Genomic DNA, 16097 nt, shown 5'->3' with positions numbered 1-16097 from the left:
TGGTCATGAGCAGGGGTGATCATAGCGGAGCGCCGCGCAACGTCGATGTGCAAGAAGGTCGTTGAAGGCGCTCGACCTGGGTCGTCAGGGGATTTCCCGGACAGGACCCATCCCTTTCGAAGGGTCGGCAGTGCGGAAGCCGGCCGGCTGCGGAGTCGGCCTTGACGAAAGGGAGTTGGTGGACGTTACGAGGTTGTGGGTCCGTTGGTGTCGATCCGTTCGCTCGGGTGCGGCCTTCGCGGCGGGATGGTTCGGCCATGGCCGGGCTGCGGCCGCCGACCCCCCGGTGGCGCCGATGCTGCTCGCCGCCGCCCGGAACAACTCGTCCTGGTGCGAGGCGATGTGCCGGGCGCACGGGTTCTCCGGAGAAATCTCCGACGTCGCGTGGGTGAATCTGAAGAAGAGCCTCACGTACTACCCGAACCTGGTGATCCTGAGCCCGACGATGTCCGGCTCGGAGGTTCTCGACGTCCTGCGGGAGGCGCCGCTGGGACCGCTTTTCGTCAAGGACAGTTTCGCCAACGCCGACCTCCTCCCGGGGAACTACCGAGTTCTCATCGAGGCGGAGTGGATCCACCGGCCGGCCGCCGTCGCGGCCCCGGCGCCGGTGGCGTCACGGGACGGTGCCGACCAGCGGTGGCGGCGTGTCACCGGCGCCGATGGGCTGCGGACGTGGGAGCAGGCATGGACGGGTGGCGGCGACACGTCGGTGAACACCTTCCCCGAAACCCTTCTGCTCGATGACGACGTGGTCTTCCTCGGGGGATTCTCGGGCGACAGCCTGGTGGCGGGAGCCGTGCTCCACCTGAGCCACGGTGTGGCGGGGGTGACGAACGTCTTCGGCCCCCCGGGGGAATCCGCCCGGACCTGGGCCGGTCTCGTCTCCTGTGCTCACGAAGAGGCGCCGGGGGTCGACCTGGTCGGATACGAGCGGGACGCGGAGCTGGCGGCCGCCGAGGCGAACGGATTCGCGCCGTTGGGGCCGGTCCGGATTTGGCAGCAGATCGCCGAAAGCCAATAGACACCTGCCCGTTCCGCGCGGAGGGGTGCAGAAGAAGTCCGATGAAGTCCACGGGGAGATCAGGAATGAACTCAGCAACCGAGAGAGAACTCGGCGCCGCACGCAGAGCCCTGCGTTTCACCATCCGCTACCTCAGCTATCCGATCCTCATGGTGCTGACGCTCGGGGCATCCATCACCCTGGTCGACACCTCGTTCCCGCAGTGGGCCATCGTGCCGATGGTCACCCTGTTCGCCTCGGTGTACGTGGCCGTCCTGGAGCGGGTCCAGCCGTTCTACGAGGGCTGGAACCGCTCGCGCAAGGACGTCGTCTCGGACGCCACCTCCAGCCTGGTGGCCCTGTTGGTGGTCGCCCGGCTGATCGAGCCGCTGTTCCTCTCGGTCCTGTTCGCCGGATCCGTCCTGCTCTCCGAAGAGCTGGACAGCACGTTGTGGCCGACGAGTTGGCCTCCCGTCGCCCAGGCCGCGCTGGCGCTCCTGGTGGGAGAGTTCTTCTACTACTGGATGCATCGCTGGATTCACGGTTCGCGGGTCTTCTGGCGCTTCCACGCGGTGCACCACAGCTCGGAGCGGCTCTACTGGCTCAACTCCGCCCGGTTCCACCCCGTCGACTTCTTCCTCGACGACGTGGCGATCGTCTTCCCGCTGGCCCTGACCGGGTGGACACTGCACAGCATCTCCGGCCTGATCATCCTTCTGACCTTCTACAACTGCCACGGCGTCACCATGCACTCCAACATGGACGTCCGGCTGGGCCCGCTGAACTACCTGGTGCCCGGACCGGAGGGGCACCGCTGGCACCACTCCAGGGACCTGCGCGAGGCCAACAAGAACTTCGGCGGCAAGGTCGTCGTGTGGGATCTGCTGTTCGGGACCTTCTACCTGCCCGCTGACCGGATGCCGCCCGAGGACATCGGCCTGGCCGACCAGGTCCGGCTGCCGGACTCCTACGTCGGCCTGCTGCTGGCTCCGTTCCGCTGGTCCAAGCTTCCGCTGCGCAAGACCGAAGCGGCTTCCGGTGCCGTCCTGGTCGAGGAAAAGGCGGGCACCGCCTGATCCTGCGCCGGGCGTGCGGGCGGGACTTGGGCGTGGTGGTCGAAATCGCCGGCCTCGGCTGCTTGAAGGCGTCGTATCCAGGCGCCGCCGCCCGCTCGTGTGCGCGAGTGCGTCGCCACTTCGGCGACTGCTACTTTTAGCGGCGATATGACTACCATCAGTCATCTGGAAAGGGACAATTCTGTGCGAAGGCCCCTCAAGGTCGCTCTGGTCCCCACCGTCGCCCTCGCGTTCTCGGCGATCGGTCTGCTCCCCGCATCGCCTGCCGTCGCGGCCTCGACCACCTGGTCGTGCGCCTCTTCGGCGTGGCGCTACCCCGTCTCCCACTTCGAGGTCAGGGCCATGCTCTGCCTGGGAGAGAGCCTCGGCCAGCTCACGCCCAGCCTCACCAGCGAATGCAAGCAGAACGACGCGCTGGCCGGCTGGCAGGCCAAGGAGTGCACCGCCACCAACCTGAACTACCGTCTCACCGCCCCCGACGGGACCGTCTACAACGGCAAGCTCCCCGACGGCACGGGGTACAACTTCGACATCTACGGCACCACGACCTACAAGTGCGCTGCCGGTGACTGGACCTACGAGCAGCAGTCCACGCACACCCTCAACACCTATGCCGGTGGCTCGGGAGACACCTCCCAGACTCAGACGATCAACGTCGCATCCTGCTCCTGACAGCGCGCCTGACGGCTGGTCGGGTCGGCTCGGAGCCGGCCTGACCGGCCTTCCCCGGTGGTTGTTCTGCGCAGGAAGTCGGGCCGGCCGACTTCCTGCGCAGTGGGGTGTTGGGCGGCCCTGTGCCGAGTCGGAGCGCGAGTTGGGCATCGATCGACATGGGTCGAACTCGCGTTCTAGGATTTCCGATCGTTCGTGCAACAGGCTGAAGTCGACGTCAACGGGCGGGAGCGGTTCGGGCATGGCAGAGATCGTCTTGTTCCACCACGCGCAGGGGCTGACCACCGGCGTCGTCGGCTTCGCCGACGAGCTGCGTGCGGCCGGGCACGTCGTGCACACCCCCGACCTGTTCGACGGGCGCACGTTCGACTCCGTCGAGGAGGGCGTCGGCCACGCTCAGCAGGTCGGCTTCGGCGAGATCATCGAGCGCGGCGTCCGCGCGGCCGAGAGCCTGCCTCGGCGGGTCGTCTACGGGGGCTTCTCCCTCGGGGTGCTCCCCGCCCAGAAGCTGGCGCAGACCCGGCCGGGCGCCCGGGGCGCGCTGCTGTTCTCGGCCTGCGTCCCGGTCTCCGAGTTCGGCACGGAGTGGCCCGGCGGCGTGCCGGTACAGGTGCACGCGAAGGAGGCCGACCCGTTCTTCGCCGAGGACAGCGACGCCGCCCGCGCTCTCGTCTCCGGTTCCGCCGACGCGGAGCTGTTCCTGTACCCCGGAGACCAGCACCTGTTCGCGGACGGCTCGCTGCCGTCCCACGACCCGGAAGCCGCCGCGCTCCTGACGCGACGGGTGGTCAGGTTCCTCGACGCGCGGTGAGGCGTCTCGCGGTCCGCCGGCGGCTCGGCTGCGCCCGCAACGGTCGGCGCAAGAGGCCATCTGGGCGGGGAAAACGCAACTTCGACAGGGGCCGCGGAGGCGGCTACCTTCACCCCTGGTCCTCGGCGATCGCCCACGGTCGTACGGGAGTTCCCTCGGGCTGCGCCGCCCGTGGCCGGGCCCACAGCAGGCACCTCCAACCAGGGAGAGACGCATGGCTCATCTTGCGCTGTACACGTTCGGTGTCCTGAAGTCACCTCTCGCCGATCCCGCCCCTCTCACGCGCGAACTCCACGACACCGGCGAGACCGTCTACCGGACGATCAGCCGGCACCCCGGGTACCTTGCTCATGCCGAAGCGGCAGGCGGCGGCCAGGGCCCGCATTTCGACCTGGACTGGGGCGCATGGGGAGAGTTCGCCGCGCCGGCCTGGTACGGCAAGGGCCGTACGGCGGAAACCACCGCCCTGGCCGCGACCCTCTCCCTCTGGACCGACCCGCACTCCGCCTTCGACGCCATCTACACCGGCCTGCACCGTGAGGCGCTGAACAGGCGTCACGACTGGTTCGAGAGGACCGGACGCCCGGCTTACGCGTTCTGGTGGGTCGCCGACGGCGAGATACCCACCTGGCAGGACGGGGTGTCGAGGCTGGAACACCTCCACGACCACGGCTCCGCGCCGCACGCCTTCACCTTCCACCACGCGTTCGCCCCGGACGGAACTCCGACCAGGATGAGGCCCGGAGTGCGACCGCGGACAGGTGGAACCCGGCCGGGCAGGTCGGAACTACCGCAGACGTGTCGCCGTCCGGACGAAGTCGGCGACGGCCCTGGACCGACTGTGCGGTGGCCAGGCGATCACGGTGGTGACCTGCGGCGCGTCCAGCACGGGCACGGCCGCGAGGTCACCGTGCAGCTGGGCTCGGCACGACTCCGGTGAGACCGCGCAAGCCCGGCCGAGCGCGACGAGCTGCAACAGCTGCGCGTGGTCGCGGACCTGGGGCCCGGGGCCCGGTGGGTAGGTGCCGTCGGGGCTGGGCCAGCGCGGCAGCGGCAGGCCCGGCAGCCCCGTGATGTCGGCCATGTGCACATGGTCCCGGACGGTGAGCGGATGCCCGGCCGGCAGGACCACCACCTGGCCCTCCGTGCCGAGTTCTTCGGTGTGGAGCCTGTCCGTCGAGTCGAACGGCCGGTGCAGCAGCGCCACGTCGGCCCGGCCCTCGAACAGAAACCGTGCCTGCTCGGCCGGGCCGCACAGGATGACGTCGACGGGGACTGCGCCGGGTTCGGCGGCGTACGCGTCGAGCAGTTCCGCCAGCAGTTCGCTGGACGCGCCGGCCTTCGTGACCAGGACCAGGCCGGGCCGGCCGGCGGGGGAAGCGGCGGCGCGGCGGGTCCGACGCTCGGCGGCGTCGACCGCCTCCAGGGCCGCCCGACCCTCGACCAGCAGGACCGAGCCGGCCCCGGTCAGCGTGACGGTGCGACTGGTCCGATCCAGCAGCGTTGCCCCGAGCCGGCGTTCGAGCCGCTGGATCGCCCGTGACAGCGGCGGTTGCGCGATCCCGAGGCGCTGCGCGGCGCGCCCGAAGTGCAGCTCCTCGGCGACAGCGACGAAGTAGCGCAGTTCCCGGGTCTCCATCCGGCCACGGTACTCCGGATCAATACCCGGACGGTATCGGTGTCGACCCGATCGGTCTTGGACCCCGACCGGGGGCCGACGGCAGCATGGCCCCATGAGCGAACGAACGACTGCGCTGGTCACCGGCGCGAACAAGGGAATCGGCTACGAGATCGCCGCGGGCCTGGGCGCACTCGGCTGGAGCATCGGCGTCGGCGCCCGCGACGACCGGCGCCGCGAGGCCGCGGTGGAGAGGCTGCGCGCCGCCGGCGTCGACGCGTTCGGCGTACCGCTGGACGTGACCGACGACGCGAGCGCGACCGCCGCCGCCCGGCTGATCGAGGAACGGGCCGGGCGCCTGGACGTGCTCGTCAACAACGCGGCCATCACCGGCGGCATGCCCCAGGAACCCACCCTGGTCGACCCCGCCACCATCCGGACGGTCGTGGAGACCAACGTGATCGGCGTCATCCGCGTCACCAACGCGATGATGCCGCTGCTGCGGCGCTCCGCCTCGCCGCGGATCGTGAACATGTCCAGCAGCGTCGGCTCCCTCACCCGGCAGTCAGGAGCCGCCGCCGAGCAGACGGCGGGTCCGGTGGCCGTGGCGTACGCGCCGTCGAAGACGTTCCTGAACGCCGTCACCCTCCAGTACGCCCGGGAGTTGAGCGGCACGAACATCCTGATCAACGCCGGCTGCCCCGGCTACGTCGCGACCGACCTCAACGGCTTCCGCGGCGTGCGCACCCCCGAACAGGGGGCGGCGATCGCGATCAAGCTCGCGACCCTGCCCGACGACGGCCCGACCGGCCAGTTCTTCGAGGACGCCGGCGTAGTGCCCTGGTGATGCGCACGGCGGCCTCACCCGAAGAGGTGAGGCCGCCTCGCCGCCCGCGCCATCTGGGCCCGTTGGTTGTTCGGCGCAGGAAGTCGGGTCGGCCGACTTCCTGCGTCGTGGTGTGTCCAGTGCTGTGACCGGGATGGTCCGACGTGATCGGAAGGCGGCTCGCGGGACGAGCGCGCGCGCAACGGCTGGTATTACTGGGGCATGCAGGAAGAGACGGCACGCTCCGCGATCGACACCTTCATCTCCGCGTTCAACGCCTCGGACGACAGCTATGTGACTGCCCTGCTCTCCCAGGCCCTGACCTCGGACGTGGTCTTCTGGGGGCCGTTGGGTCGCAGCGAAGGAATCGCGGCGGTCGAGCAGTTCGTGCTGGACATCCGGCACCACCCGGCGGGGGCCGGCACGATGGCGCGCTGCTCGGCGGTGGACATGCCTGGCGAGTGGGCCCGGTACCAGTGGGTCTTCACCACGCCGGACGGAGGCCCCCGCCTGGCGGGAACGGACGTCGTCCATCTGCGGCGGAGCCTCATCGACCAGGTCATCGTCTTTGCGGGGGAGATCGAGCCGTCCGACTCCTGAGTCGTCCTGCTGGCGCTGTCCCTCTCGTGAACTCGCCCCTTTCGGCACTCCGGGGCTGCGGTTCGCGGCCGGTCAGGCTGCGGCGTCGAGGGGGCGCCGGCCCCAGCGGCGAACCTGCGCGGTCACAGCACTGGGCGTGGTGGTCGAACTCGCCGGCCTTGGAGGCCTGGAGGAAGGCGGCGAAGCGGGCGGGTACGTCGGTGTACGGGCCGGGGCGGTGGCGGGCGTGCGGGCGGGCCCGGGCAGGGGGCGTACGGGGCGACCCGGACCACCTCGAACACGGATCTGACTAATCATCACATCCCTTGCACATTTCTCCTATTGTCCTCACACCCCCCTCATCGGCGGCTAGCCTTCCCAGGGGCGCCGCGAGGGCGGCGCGGGGAGGGGAAGCGATCAATGAGAGCTCTTGCGAGGACGGCCCGCTGGACGACGGCGGTGGCCACCACGGCGGCGCTGCTCGCACTGGCGGGCGGGCCCGCCGCGGCCACCACCCCGGTCCCCGGCGTCGAGGCCACCGTCGCGGTGGGCCGCGGCGACGTGGTGCCGGTGGTCAGCCCGGACGGCACCACGGTGTACGTCACGGTGGCCGACGCGAACAACAGGATCGCGGTGAGGGCGGTCGACACCCAGACCGGCCAGGTCACCGGCCAGGACAGCACCGGCAACCACAACTGGTCCTCGATCACGGCGCTCAGCCCGGACGGCTCGCGGCTCTACGTCCTGAACCTCGACGTCGTGACCGTGTGGGACACCGCTTCGCTGACCGTGCTCGCCTCGCTCCCCGTGCCGGACCAGCCGCGCCCGGAGCGCTGGACCGAGGGGAAGCTCAACGAGTTGGCGCTCAGCCCGGACGGGGCGACGCTCTACGTCACCCAGGACGGGTCGTCGGGGATCCGGTCGAGGGGCGACGGGCGGGTCCTGAGGTTCGACACCGCGCGGCTGGCGTTCACCGACGCGGTGCCGGTCCCGGCGATGAACGTGAACGGGCTGGCGGTCGGAGCGGACGGCCGCGACGTCTACGTCGGCGCCAACGTGGGCGTCGTGCACCTGGACACCAGCGGAGCCGTGCCGTCCGTCGTCGGCAGGATCCCCGCCACCGCCACGGTGTACGGGCACGAGTTGGCGCTCACCCCCGACGGCGGCCGCCTGCTCGCCGTGAACGCCTCGGGCAGCGGCGCGGCCGACGTCGTCGACACCGCCACCGACACCGTCGCCGCACACCTCGCACTGACCAACGGGTACGCCAACCTGCACTTCCCGCGTGCCGGCGCGGACAGCACCCGCTTCTACGTCACCACCGGCACGTCCACCATCAGGGGCTCGGTGCTCGCCCTCGACGCCGCCACGGGCGCCGCCGTCCCGCAGGAGTCGCTGATCGGCCTGACCGACGGGGCCATCAGCGGTCTCGCCCTGGGGCCCGACGGCCACACCTTCTACGTGGGCGGCTACACCGGGAGCACCGCCGTCCTGCGGATCGTCCGGCACTAGGTATAAAACTGCCGGACGTTGGTGACACATGGCTCTCCGACCATGACGGAGATCTGCCATGCCCCCTTCGCCGCAACAGCAGCAGCAGGACCGCCAGGCCCAGCGGCGCCTGGCGGTCCTGAGACACGCCGAGGAAGTCACCGGGAACGTCTCCCTGACCTGCCGGTACTACGGGATCAGCCGCAACTGCTTCTACAAGTGGCAGCGGCGCTACCAGGAGGAAGGGCTTGAAGGCCTGCGCGACCGCTCCAGCGCGCCCCACCACTGCCCGCACGCCACCGACGCCGACATCGTGAACAAGATCGTCTATCTGCGGCAGAACTACCACTTCGGCCCGATGAAGATCCGGATGTACCTCAAGCGGTACCACGACATCGACATCGCCTGCTCTGCCGTCTACCGCATCCTCAAGCGCCTGGGTCTGAACCGCCTGCCCGCGTCCCAGCGCTACAAGCGCCACGATCAGCGCCACACCCGCTACGAGAAGCAGCTGCCCGGCAACCGGGTCCAGATCGACGTCAAGTTCATCGAGCCGATCGGCGCCCCGGCCCAGACCGCCTCCACTGCCCCGGCACCGGTCACCGGGCCGGCCCCCGGAACCCGCCGCCGGGCCAAGTACTACCAGTTCACCGCGATCGACGACTGCACCCGGCCGCGCGTCCTGCGGATCTACCCGCGGTGCGACCAGAAGACCGCAGTCCAGTTCCTGGACTACGTCCTGGAGCGACTGCCCTTCCGCGTCGAGGTCGTCCAGACCGACAACGGCGCCGAGTTCCAGTCCGCCTTCCACTGGCACGTGCTCGACAAGGGCATCGCCCACCCCTACATCAAGCCGGAATCCCCGCACCTCAACGGCAAGGTCGAACGCTCACACCGCATCGACGCCGAGGAGTTCTACCGCCTGCTCGCCGGTGTCGTCGTTGACGACACCGGCGTCCTCAACGACAAACTCCGAGAATGGGAGGACTACTACAACTACCACCGCCCGCACGGCGCTCTCGGCGGCCAGACACCCTACGAACGCCTCAAGCAGAAGACCCAGACCCGGCTGTAACCAAGCTCCAGCAGCTGCACATCTAGGCGTGGTGGTCGAATTCGCCGGTCTTGGCTGCCTGGAGGAAGGCGGCGAAGTTGGTGGGGGTGGTGGGGATGGTGAGGTGGGCCTCGTCGGACTCGCGGAGTTCGACGACCCCGTCCACCGTGCGCACCTCGACGCAGTCGCCACCCGATCCGCTGAAGGACGACTTCTGCCACTTGGTGTTAGTCATCTGGGGTCCCGTCGGTTGTTTGGCGCAGGAAGTCGGGTTGGCCGACTTCCTGCGCTGTGGTGTGTCTAGGCGTGGTGGTCGAATTCGCCGGCCTTGGCTGCCTGGAGGAAGGCGGCGAAGTTGGTGGGGGTGGTGGGGAGGGTGAGGTGGCCCTCGTCGGACTCGCGGAGTTCGACCGTCCCGTGCACCGTGCGCACCTCGACGCATTCGTTGTTCGCGGCGCTGTAGCTGGACTTCTGCCACTCAGGCTTAGGCATATGCGGTCTTCACGTCCTTCACGACGGATCGAATGAAATCGCGCGATCCTTCTTCGGGAAGCGAAGTGGAGTCCAAGCGAGAGAAGATGGCGCGGTGCTTGGTCAGGTCTGCTGGCGAGTCGAAGAAGAGTGCACCTTGGGTCACGTCCATCTGGATCGTGTCCAGTTCGGGGACTGAGCCTTCGGCGAAGGTGAGGTTCTCGCCGGATCCCGGGAAGGTGTCGACGGCGAACGGCACAACGCGGACCGAGATGCCAGGTTGTTCAGAGAGGTGGAGGAGCGCACCAAGCTGATCTGCAAGAACTCTGGGGCCGCCGAACTGCATGCGCAGTGCAGCTTCATGGACGAACACCTTCAAGGGCACCGAACGAACGACCTCCTGTCGTTTGATGCGAAAGGCCGTCCTGGCCTCGATGTCTTGCTGTGGCAGGGGAGGGAAGATTCGAGCGAACACGGCAGATGCGTAGTCGCGGGTCTGGAGCAGGCCGGGGATGTAGGTAGTGGTGCAGATGGTCAGCCGCGCGGCGTGGCTTTCCAGCTCTGCCACCTCAAGGAAGTCGATCGTCAGGGCGCCGCGGTACTCCTCCCACCAGCCCTTGCCGCGTTCGGAGGCCATGTTGGCAAGGGCGTCGATGAGCGGCTGGTTGGCGCAGTTGCAGGCCGAGGCGACGGTTCTCAGTCGCTCAGGGCTGACGCCGATCTTTGCGGTCTCCATCTGTGTCATCTGGCCCGGGCTGATTCCGAGCATGCGGGCGAGCTGACTGCCGCCGAGGCCGGCTTGCTCCCGCATCCGTCGCAGCTCGGCGCCAAGCCGTCGTTGACGGAGGGTCGGGTTGGAGCGAAGGGCCATGGCGTCCTCTCTACCGGTGTTCGGGCCAGTGTGTCGCGCTTGCGGCATGCAGGTCCATCTGCGCTGGGAACCACGGTAGAGGGAACTTTTCGGTGGAGACCTAAAAATTCAGGCGGCGTGCGCTATGGTCGATATCACAACGATCCGACGGATCGTCAGTAATGCCCGCTTGCTGGGCTTTCGGCGGCATGTCCGCCGGTTCTTCCCTCACCATCACGCCTCGGGAGAACTCCCATGCGTCACCTCAACACGCCCTCCCTCGCCATCTCCCGCCAGTCGCTCCGCGACGCGATGGGTCGTTGCGGGTACCCGACCTCGGTCACCGACGACGCCGAACTGGCGCTCGTGGAACTGCTCGTCAACGCCTGGCGGCACGGCGGCACCCCTGCGCCGCTCGTCCTCATCCTCGCCGTCGGATCCACCCTCCGGGTGTCCGTCAGCGACGAGAGCCCGATCCTCCCCAAGAAGCAACAGCCGGCGCCCCTCGCCCAGTCCGGCCGGGGTCTCCAACTCATCGAAGGACTCACCCACCGCTGGGGCGTGGACCCCCAGGAGCGCGGCAAGTCCGTCTGGTTCGAGCTGGACGCCGCCTGATGTCCTTCCCCCTCCCGCGCCGTCGCCCCATGCTGCCGACCGACCCCCGGATCCGGCACTACACCGACGACCACATCCACACGCTCCTCACCGAAGTCCAGGAACGTGGTCGGAGGTTCGGCCTGATCTGGCCCTCGGCCACCACCGACAAGACCATCGACGGCCGCATCCTCGTCCGCTTCAACGCCGCCCCCGCCTCCACCCTCCTCAACCTCCTCTCCCTCCTCCTCGCCGCCGAGCGAGGCGACGACTCGTGCGTTTCCTGATCGCCACCGCCTTCGCGGTCCTCCTCGCCCTGGCGATCGCCACGGTCGCCTTGGGCGTCATCACCGCCCTCCGCGCGACCCCGCCCGACGAGGACGCCTGACCCCCAGCCCCTGACCCCCACCCCCAGCCCCCGCCGCCCAGCCGTCGGGGGCTAAGGGACGATTGGGCACGTGGCACAGCGGAGATACGAGTACGCCCCGGCAGGCACCCTGCCCGGGCTGTTGCAGCGCGGCCGGGGCCTGGGCGCGCAGATGGCGGCGGAGGACCCGGCGGCAGCCGCCGAGCTGGTCTACGGGTGCATCCGCTGGGACTGGCGCTGGGACCGAGAGGCGGACGACCGGCACCTCTACCTGGCACGGCTCGTCCGGGACCTGGAACTGCCGGTCGGACCGATCGTCGAACTGCTGGCCGGGGACGAGGACACCTGCCTGCGGGCCACCGGAGTCCTGGAGCTGCTGGCGCTCGGCGGCTCCGCCGAGGCCCGGGACGCACTCCGTACCCACGTCCGCGAGGAGGACCCGGCGGCCGGGCAGGACGTACCCCAGCGGCGTGACCCCCGCGGCCCCCGCGGCTCGAAGGACCCGGCCCCCGGGCGGGACAGCGCGAGCCCGTGCACCCTGCTGCCGGAGCACGGCGGCGGCGCGAGTGATCCGTCCGTGGCGACGGGCGAGCTGGAGCGGCAGTGGGCGGCCCAGGAGTGGTGCGGCCCGGTGCACACCGCCCGGGGCCTGGCCCGGTTCGGCCCCGAAGCCGCCGGGGCCGCGTCGCTGCTGCGCCGCTTCTGGCTGTGGACTCCGCACTCCTCCGAGCGCCCCGCCTACCTGGAGGCACTGGCCGCCGTCGCCCCCGCCGGGCTGGCCGAGGTGTACACCGAATGCCTCTGGGACTGCGAGGCCGACGCCCGCCTGCTGGCCGTCGCGCACGCCCCCGACCGCCCCCACGTCCGCGATCGCCTCGCCCACCTGCGGGACGATCCGATGGAGCGGCCGGAGGTCCGCGAGGCCGCCGGGGCGCGACTCGCCGGGCTGAGCTCGGGAGGCTCCGAGCCGGAGGGAGCAGCCTCCGAAGGGGAGCTAGAGTAGACGGGTGAACGTGTGAGTGATGGTCCGGACCCCACGAGGTGGTCCGGGCCACATCCGTTTCCAGGCACCTTCCGTGACCTGCGCGTACCCGCGCGTTCGCCGGCCCACCAGACCCGCACTCGCCTCCGGAGGCCCCGCCTTGAGCGATCAGCCGTTCGCGCATCTGCACGTCCACACCGAGTACTCGATGCTGGACGGTGCCGCCCGGCTGAAGCAGATGTTCAAGGAGGTCGAGCGGCTGGGCCAGACCCACGTCGCGATGACCGACCACGGGAACATGTACGGCGCCGCCGAGTTCCACAAGCAGGCGACCGCCGCCGGGATCACCCCGGTGATCGGCATCGAGGCGTACGTCGCGCCGGAGTCCCGCTCCAACACCAAGCGCATCCTGTGGGGCCAGCCGCACCAGAAGCGGGACGACGTCTCCGCCTCCGGCGCCTACACCCACAAGACCATCTGGGCCCGTAACAAGGAGGGCCTGCACAACCTCTTCAAGCTGACCTCGCGCTCCTACGCCGAGGGCTGGCTGGTGAAGTGGCCCCGGATGGACAAGGAGCTGATCTCCGACCTGTCCGGCGGCCTGATGGCCACCACCGGCTGCCCGTCCGGCGAGGTGCAGACCCGGCTGCGCCTGGGCCAGTTCGACGAGGCGGTGAAGTCGGCCGCGGACTACCAGGACATCTTCGGCAAGGAGAACTACTTCCTGGAGCTGATGGACCACGGCCTCGACATCGAGAAGCGGGTCCGCGACGGGCTTCTGGAGATCAGCAAGAAGCTGAACATCCCCCCGGTCGTCACCAACGACTCGCACTACACCACCGAGGCCGACGCCGGGGCGCACGACCTGCTGCTCTGCGTGCAGACCGGCAAGAACCTCTCGGACCCGGACCGCTTCCGCTTCGACGGCACCGGCTACTACATCAAGTCGGCCGCCGAGATGTACGCCCTGGACTCCTCGGACGCCTGGCAGGAGGGCTGCCGCAACAGCCAGCTCCTCGTCGCCTCCCGGGTCGACACCGAGGGCATGTTCAAGTTCCGCAACCTCATGCCGCGCTTCCCGATCCCGGAGGGCTTCGAGTCCGAGGCGGACTTCTTCAAGTCCCAGGTGTGGAAGGGCATGGACTGGCGCTTCCCGGGCGGGTACGACGAGGAGCACAAGAAGCTCGCCGAGTACGAGATGGACACCATCATCCAGATGGGGTTCCCGGCGTACTTCCTCGTGGTCGCCGACTTCATCATGTGGGCCAAGCAGCAGGGCATCGCGGTGGGCCCCGGCCGTGGTTCGGCGGCCGGCTCGCTGGTCGCGTACGCGATGGGCATCACCGACCTCGACCCCATCCCGCACGGCCTGATCTTCGAGCGCTTCCTCAACCCCGAGCGCATCTCCATGCCCGATGTCGACATCGACTTCGACGAGCGCCGGCGCGGTGACGTGATCCGGTACGTGACCGAGAAGTGGGGATCCGACAAGGTCGCCATGATCGTCACGTACGGCACCATCAAGGCGAAGGCCGCCATCAAGGACTCCTCGCGCGTCCTCGGCTACCCGTACGCGATGGGCGACCGGATCACCAAGGCGATGCCGCCGGACGTGATGGGCAAGGGCATCCCGCTGTCCGGCATCACGGACACCAGCCACCCGCGCTACAGCGAGGCCGGCGAGATCCGGGGGCTCTACGAGACCGACCCGGACGTGAAGAAGGTCATCGACACCGCGCGCGGCATCGAGGGCCTGATCCGCCAGCCCGGCGTGCACGCGGCCGGCGTCATCATGTCCGCCGAGCCGCTGACCGACCACATCCCGGTCTGGACCCGGCACACCGACGGCGTCACCATCACGCAGTTCGACTACCCCACCTGCGAGGGCCTCGGCCTTCTCAAGATGGACTTCCTCGGCCTGCGCAACCTGACGATCATGGACGACGCCGTCAAGGCGATCGAGAAGAACAAGGGCATCAAGATCAACCTGCTTGATCTGCCCCTGGACGACAAGCCGACCTACGAACTGCTGGCACGCGGCGACACGCTCGGCGTCTTCCAGCTCGACGGCGGCCCCATGCGCTCGCTGCTGCGCCTCATGAAGCCCGACAACTTCGAAGACATCTCCGCCGTCCTCGCGCTGTACCGACCGGGCCCGATGGGCGTCAACTCGCACACCAACTACGCGCTGCGCAAGAACGGCCAGCAGGAGATCACCCCGATCCACCCGGAGCTGGAGAAGCCCCTGGAGGAGATCCTCAAGCCGACGTACGGCCTGATCGTCTACCAGGAGCAGGTGCAGAAGGCCGCCCAGATCCTCGCCGGCTACTCGCTCGGCCAGGCCGACCTGCTGCGCCGGGCCATGGGCAAGAAGAAGAAGGAGATCCTGGAGGCCGAGTTCGTGCCCTTCCAGAAGGGCTGCCGGGACCACGGCTACTCGGACGCGGCGATCCAGGCGGTGTGGGACGTCCTGGTCCCCTTCTCCGGCTACGCGTTCAACAAGGCGCACACCGCCGGGTACGGGCTGGTCTCGTACTGGACGGCCTACCTCAAGGCGAACTACCCGGCCGAGTACATGTCCGGCCTGCTGACGTCCGTCAAGGACGACAAGGACAAGTCGGCGATCTACCTCAACGAGTGCCGCAAGATGGGCATCCAGGTGCTGCCGCCGGACGTCAACGAGTCGGACTCGGACTTCACCCCGCACGGTGACACGCTCGTCCGGTTCGGCCTCACCGCGATCCGCAACGTCGGCGGCCCCGTCGTCGAGTCGATGATCCGCACCCGCAAGTCGAAGGGGAAGTTCAGCTCCTTCCCGGACTTCCTCGACAAGGTGGAGTCGGTGGTCTGCAACAAGCGGACCGTCGAATCGCTGATCAAGGCGGGCTCCTTCGACTCGCTCGGGCACACCCGCAAGGGCCTCAGCGCGCAGTTCGAGCCGATGATCGACAACGTCGTCGGGGTCAAGCGCAAGGAGGCCGAGGGCCAGTTCGACCTGTTCGGCGGGGACGCCGTCTCCGACGAGCCCAGCTTCGGCCTCGACGTCGTCTTCTCCGAGGAGGAGTGGGAGAAGTCCTTCCTGCTCACCCAGGAGCGCGAGATGCTCGGCCTGTACGTCTCCTCGCACCCGCTGCACGGCATCGAGCACGTGCTCGCCGACAAGGCGGACTGCGCGGTGGCCGACCTCGCCGAGCGGCCCGACGGCACCATCGTCACCATCGGCGGCATCATCTCGGGCCTCCAGCGCAAGATGACCAAGCAGGGCAACGCCTGGGCGATCGCGACCGTCGAGGACCTCGCGGGCTCGATCGACTGCATGTTCTTCCCCGCCAGCTACCAGCTCGTCTCGGCCCAACTCGTCGAGGACGCCGTGGTGTTCGTGCGCGGCAAGCTGGACAAGCGGGAGGACGTGCCGCGACTGATGGGGATGGAGCTGTCCGTCCCGGACCTGTCGAACGCGCACGCCGAGGCGCCGATCATCATCAACATCCCGAGCGTGAAGATCACCCCGCCGCTGATCGCCCGGCTCGGCGAGGTGCTGGGCAGCCACCGGGGCACCACGGAGGTTCGGGTGCGGCTGGAGGGCCGCAACAAGACGACCGTGCTGCGGCTGGACCGGCACCGGGTGAAGTCGGACCCGGCGCTGTTCGGCGACCTCAAGCAGCTGCTCGGGCCGAGCTGCCTGGCGGGCTGAGCCGGATGCGGC

General features: G+C 69.1%; 16 protein-coding genes and 1 pseudogene. 13 read left to right on the top strand and 4 right to left on the bottom strand.

Going from position 1 to position 16097, the window contains the following annotated elements:
• The first annotated feature begins 295 nt into the window (after positions 1–295).
• The 5 genes and pseudogenes from OG556_RS08790 to OG556_RS08770 all read left to right on the top strand — a co-directional run.
• Entirely contained in the window at positions 296–1021 is a 726-nt protein-coding gene (locus OG556_RS08790) for a hypothetical protein (protein ID WP_371516633.1), read from the top strand.
• Positions 1022–1086: 65 nt separating this feature from the next.
• On the top strand, positions 1087–2076 hold the full coding sequence (locus OG556_RS08785; RefSeq protein ID WP_371516632.1) for a sterol desaturase family protein: 990 nt from the start codon (positions 1087–1089) through the stop codon (positions 2074–2076).
• Positions 2077–2259: 183 nt separating this feature from the next.
• Entirely contained in the window at positions 2260–2748 is a 489-nt protein-coding gene (locus OG556_RS08780; protein ID WP_371516631.1) for a hypothetical protein, read from the top strand.
• A gap of 241 nt (positions 2749–2989) precedes the next feature.
• On the top strand, positions 2990–3559 hold the full coding sequence (locus OG556_RS08775; RefSeq protein WP_371516630.1) for a dienelactone hydrolase family protein: 570 nt from the start codon (positions 2990–2992) through the stop codon (positions 3557–3559).
• 214 nt (positions 3560–3773) lie between these two features.
• Positions 3774–4298 (top strand): annotated as a pseudogene (locus OG556_RS08770) (DUF3291 domain-containing protein); the annotation flags it as partial.
• Positions 4299–4346: 48 nt separating this feature from the next.
• Here OG556_RS08770 and OG556_RS08765 read toward each other — a convergent pair.
• On the bottom strand, positions 4347–5198 hold the full coding sequence (locus OG556_RS08765) for a LysR family transcriptional regulator (RefSeq protein WP_371516629.1): 852 nt from the start codon (positions 5196–5198) through the stop codon (positions 4347–4349).
• Between the two features lie 94 nt (positions 5199–5292).
• On the opposite strand from OG556_RS08765, the gene OG556_RS08760 reads away from it, so the two are divergent.
• The 4 genes from OG556_RS08760 to OG556_RS08745 all read left to right on the top strand — a co-directional run bounded on the left by OG556_RS08760 (position 5293) and on the right by OG556_RS08745 (position 9148).
• Complete coding sequence (locus OG556_RS08760) at positions 5293–6024, top strand: SDR family NAD(P)-dependent oxidoreductase (protein WP_371516628.1); 732 nt, start codon at positions 5293–5295, stop codon at positions 6022–6024.
• A gap of 201 nt (positions 6025–6225) precedes the next feature.
• Entirely contained in the window at positions 6226–6603 is a 378-nt protein-coding gene (locus tag OG556_RS08755; RefSeq protein WP_371516627.1) for a nuclear transport factor 2 family protein, read from the top strand.
• Between the two features lie 399 nt (positions 6604–7002).
• The gene (locus OG556_RS08750) at positions 7003–8094 is read left to right on the top strand and encodes a hypothetical protein (RefSeq protein ID WP_371516626.1); all 1092 of its coding nucleotides are present in this window, start codon (positions 7003–7005) and stop codon (positions 8092–8094) included.
• Between the two features lie 58 nt (positions 8095–8152).
• Positions 8153–9148, top strand: coding sequence for an IS481 family transposase (locus OG556_RS08745; protein ID WP_371516625.1), 996 nt, complete (start codon positions 8153–8155; stop codon positions 9146–9148).
• A 22-nt stretch (positions 9149–9170) separates the two neighbouring features.
• Here the strand turns inward: OG556_RS08745 and OG556_RS08740 are convergent, their stop codons facing one another.
• From OG556_RS08740 to OG556_RS08730, 3 genes are all read right to left on the bottom strand, one after another.
• Positions 9171–9362: a DUF397 domain-containing protein gene (locus OG556_RS08740; protein ID WP_371516624.1), complete on the bottom strand. Its 192-nt coding sequence runs from the start codon at positions 9360–9362 to the stop codon at positions 9171–9173.
• A gap of 65 nt (positions 9363–9427) precedes the next feature.
• Entirely contained in the window at positions 9428–9619 is a 192-nt protein-coding gene (locus OG556_RS08735) for a DUF397 domain-containing protein (RefSeq protein WP_371516623.1), read from the bottom strand.
• Entirely contained in the window at positions 9612–10469 is an 858-nt protein-coding gene (locus tag OG556_RS08730; RefSeq protein ID WP_371516622.1) for a helix-turn-helix domain-containing protein, read from the bottom strand. Before OG556_RS08730 ends, OG556_RS08735 begins: the two co-directional genes overlap by 8 nt.
• A gap of 234 nt (positions 10470–10703) precedes the next feature.
• Between OG556_RS08730 and OG556_RS08725 the strand changes: the two genes are divergently transcribed.
• From OG556_RS08725 to dnaE, 4 genes are all read left to right on the top strand, one after another.
• The gene (locus OG556_RS08725) at positions 10704–11063 is read left to right on the top strand and encodes an ATP-binding protein (RefSeq protein ID WP_371516621.1); all 360 of its coding nucleotides are present in this window, start codon (positions 10704–10706) and stop codon (positions 11061–11063) included.
• Positions 11063–11329 (top strand): hypothetical protein, encoded by a 267-nt coding sequence (locus tag OG556_RS08720; protein ID WP_371516620.1) that lies wholly within the window; start codon positions 11063–11065, stop codon positions 11327–11329. Before OG556_RS08725 ends, OG556_RS08720 begins: the two co-directional genes overlap by 1 nt.
• A 171-nt stretch (positions 11330–11500) precedes the next feature.
• Positions 11501–12412 (top strand): hypothetical protein, encoded by a 912-nt coding sequence (locus tag OG556_RS08715; protein ID WP_371516619.1) that lies wholly within the window; start codon positions 11501–11503, stop codon positions 12410–12412.
• 139 nt (positions 12413–12551) lie between these two features.
• Entirely contained in the window at positions 12552–16085 is a 3534-nt protein-coding gene (gene dnaE / locus OG556_RS08710; protein ID WP_371516618.1) for a DNA polymerase III subunit alpha, read from the top strand.
• The last annotated feature ends 12 nt before the right edge of the window (positions 16086–16097 follow it).

Source organism: Kitasatospora sp. NBC_01300 (assembly GCF_041435235.1).
GTDB lineage: Bacteria > Actinomycetota > Actinomycetes > Streptomycetales > Streptomycetaceae > Kitasatospora.
The sequence above is the reverse complement of the archived record's forward strand: the minus strand, read 5'-3'. Positions and strand labels throughout refer to the sequence as shown.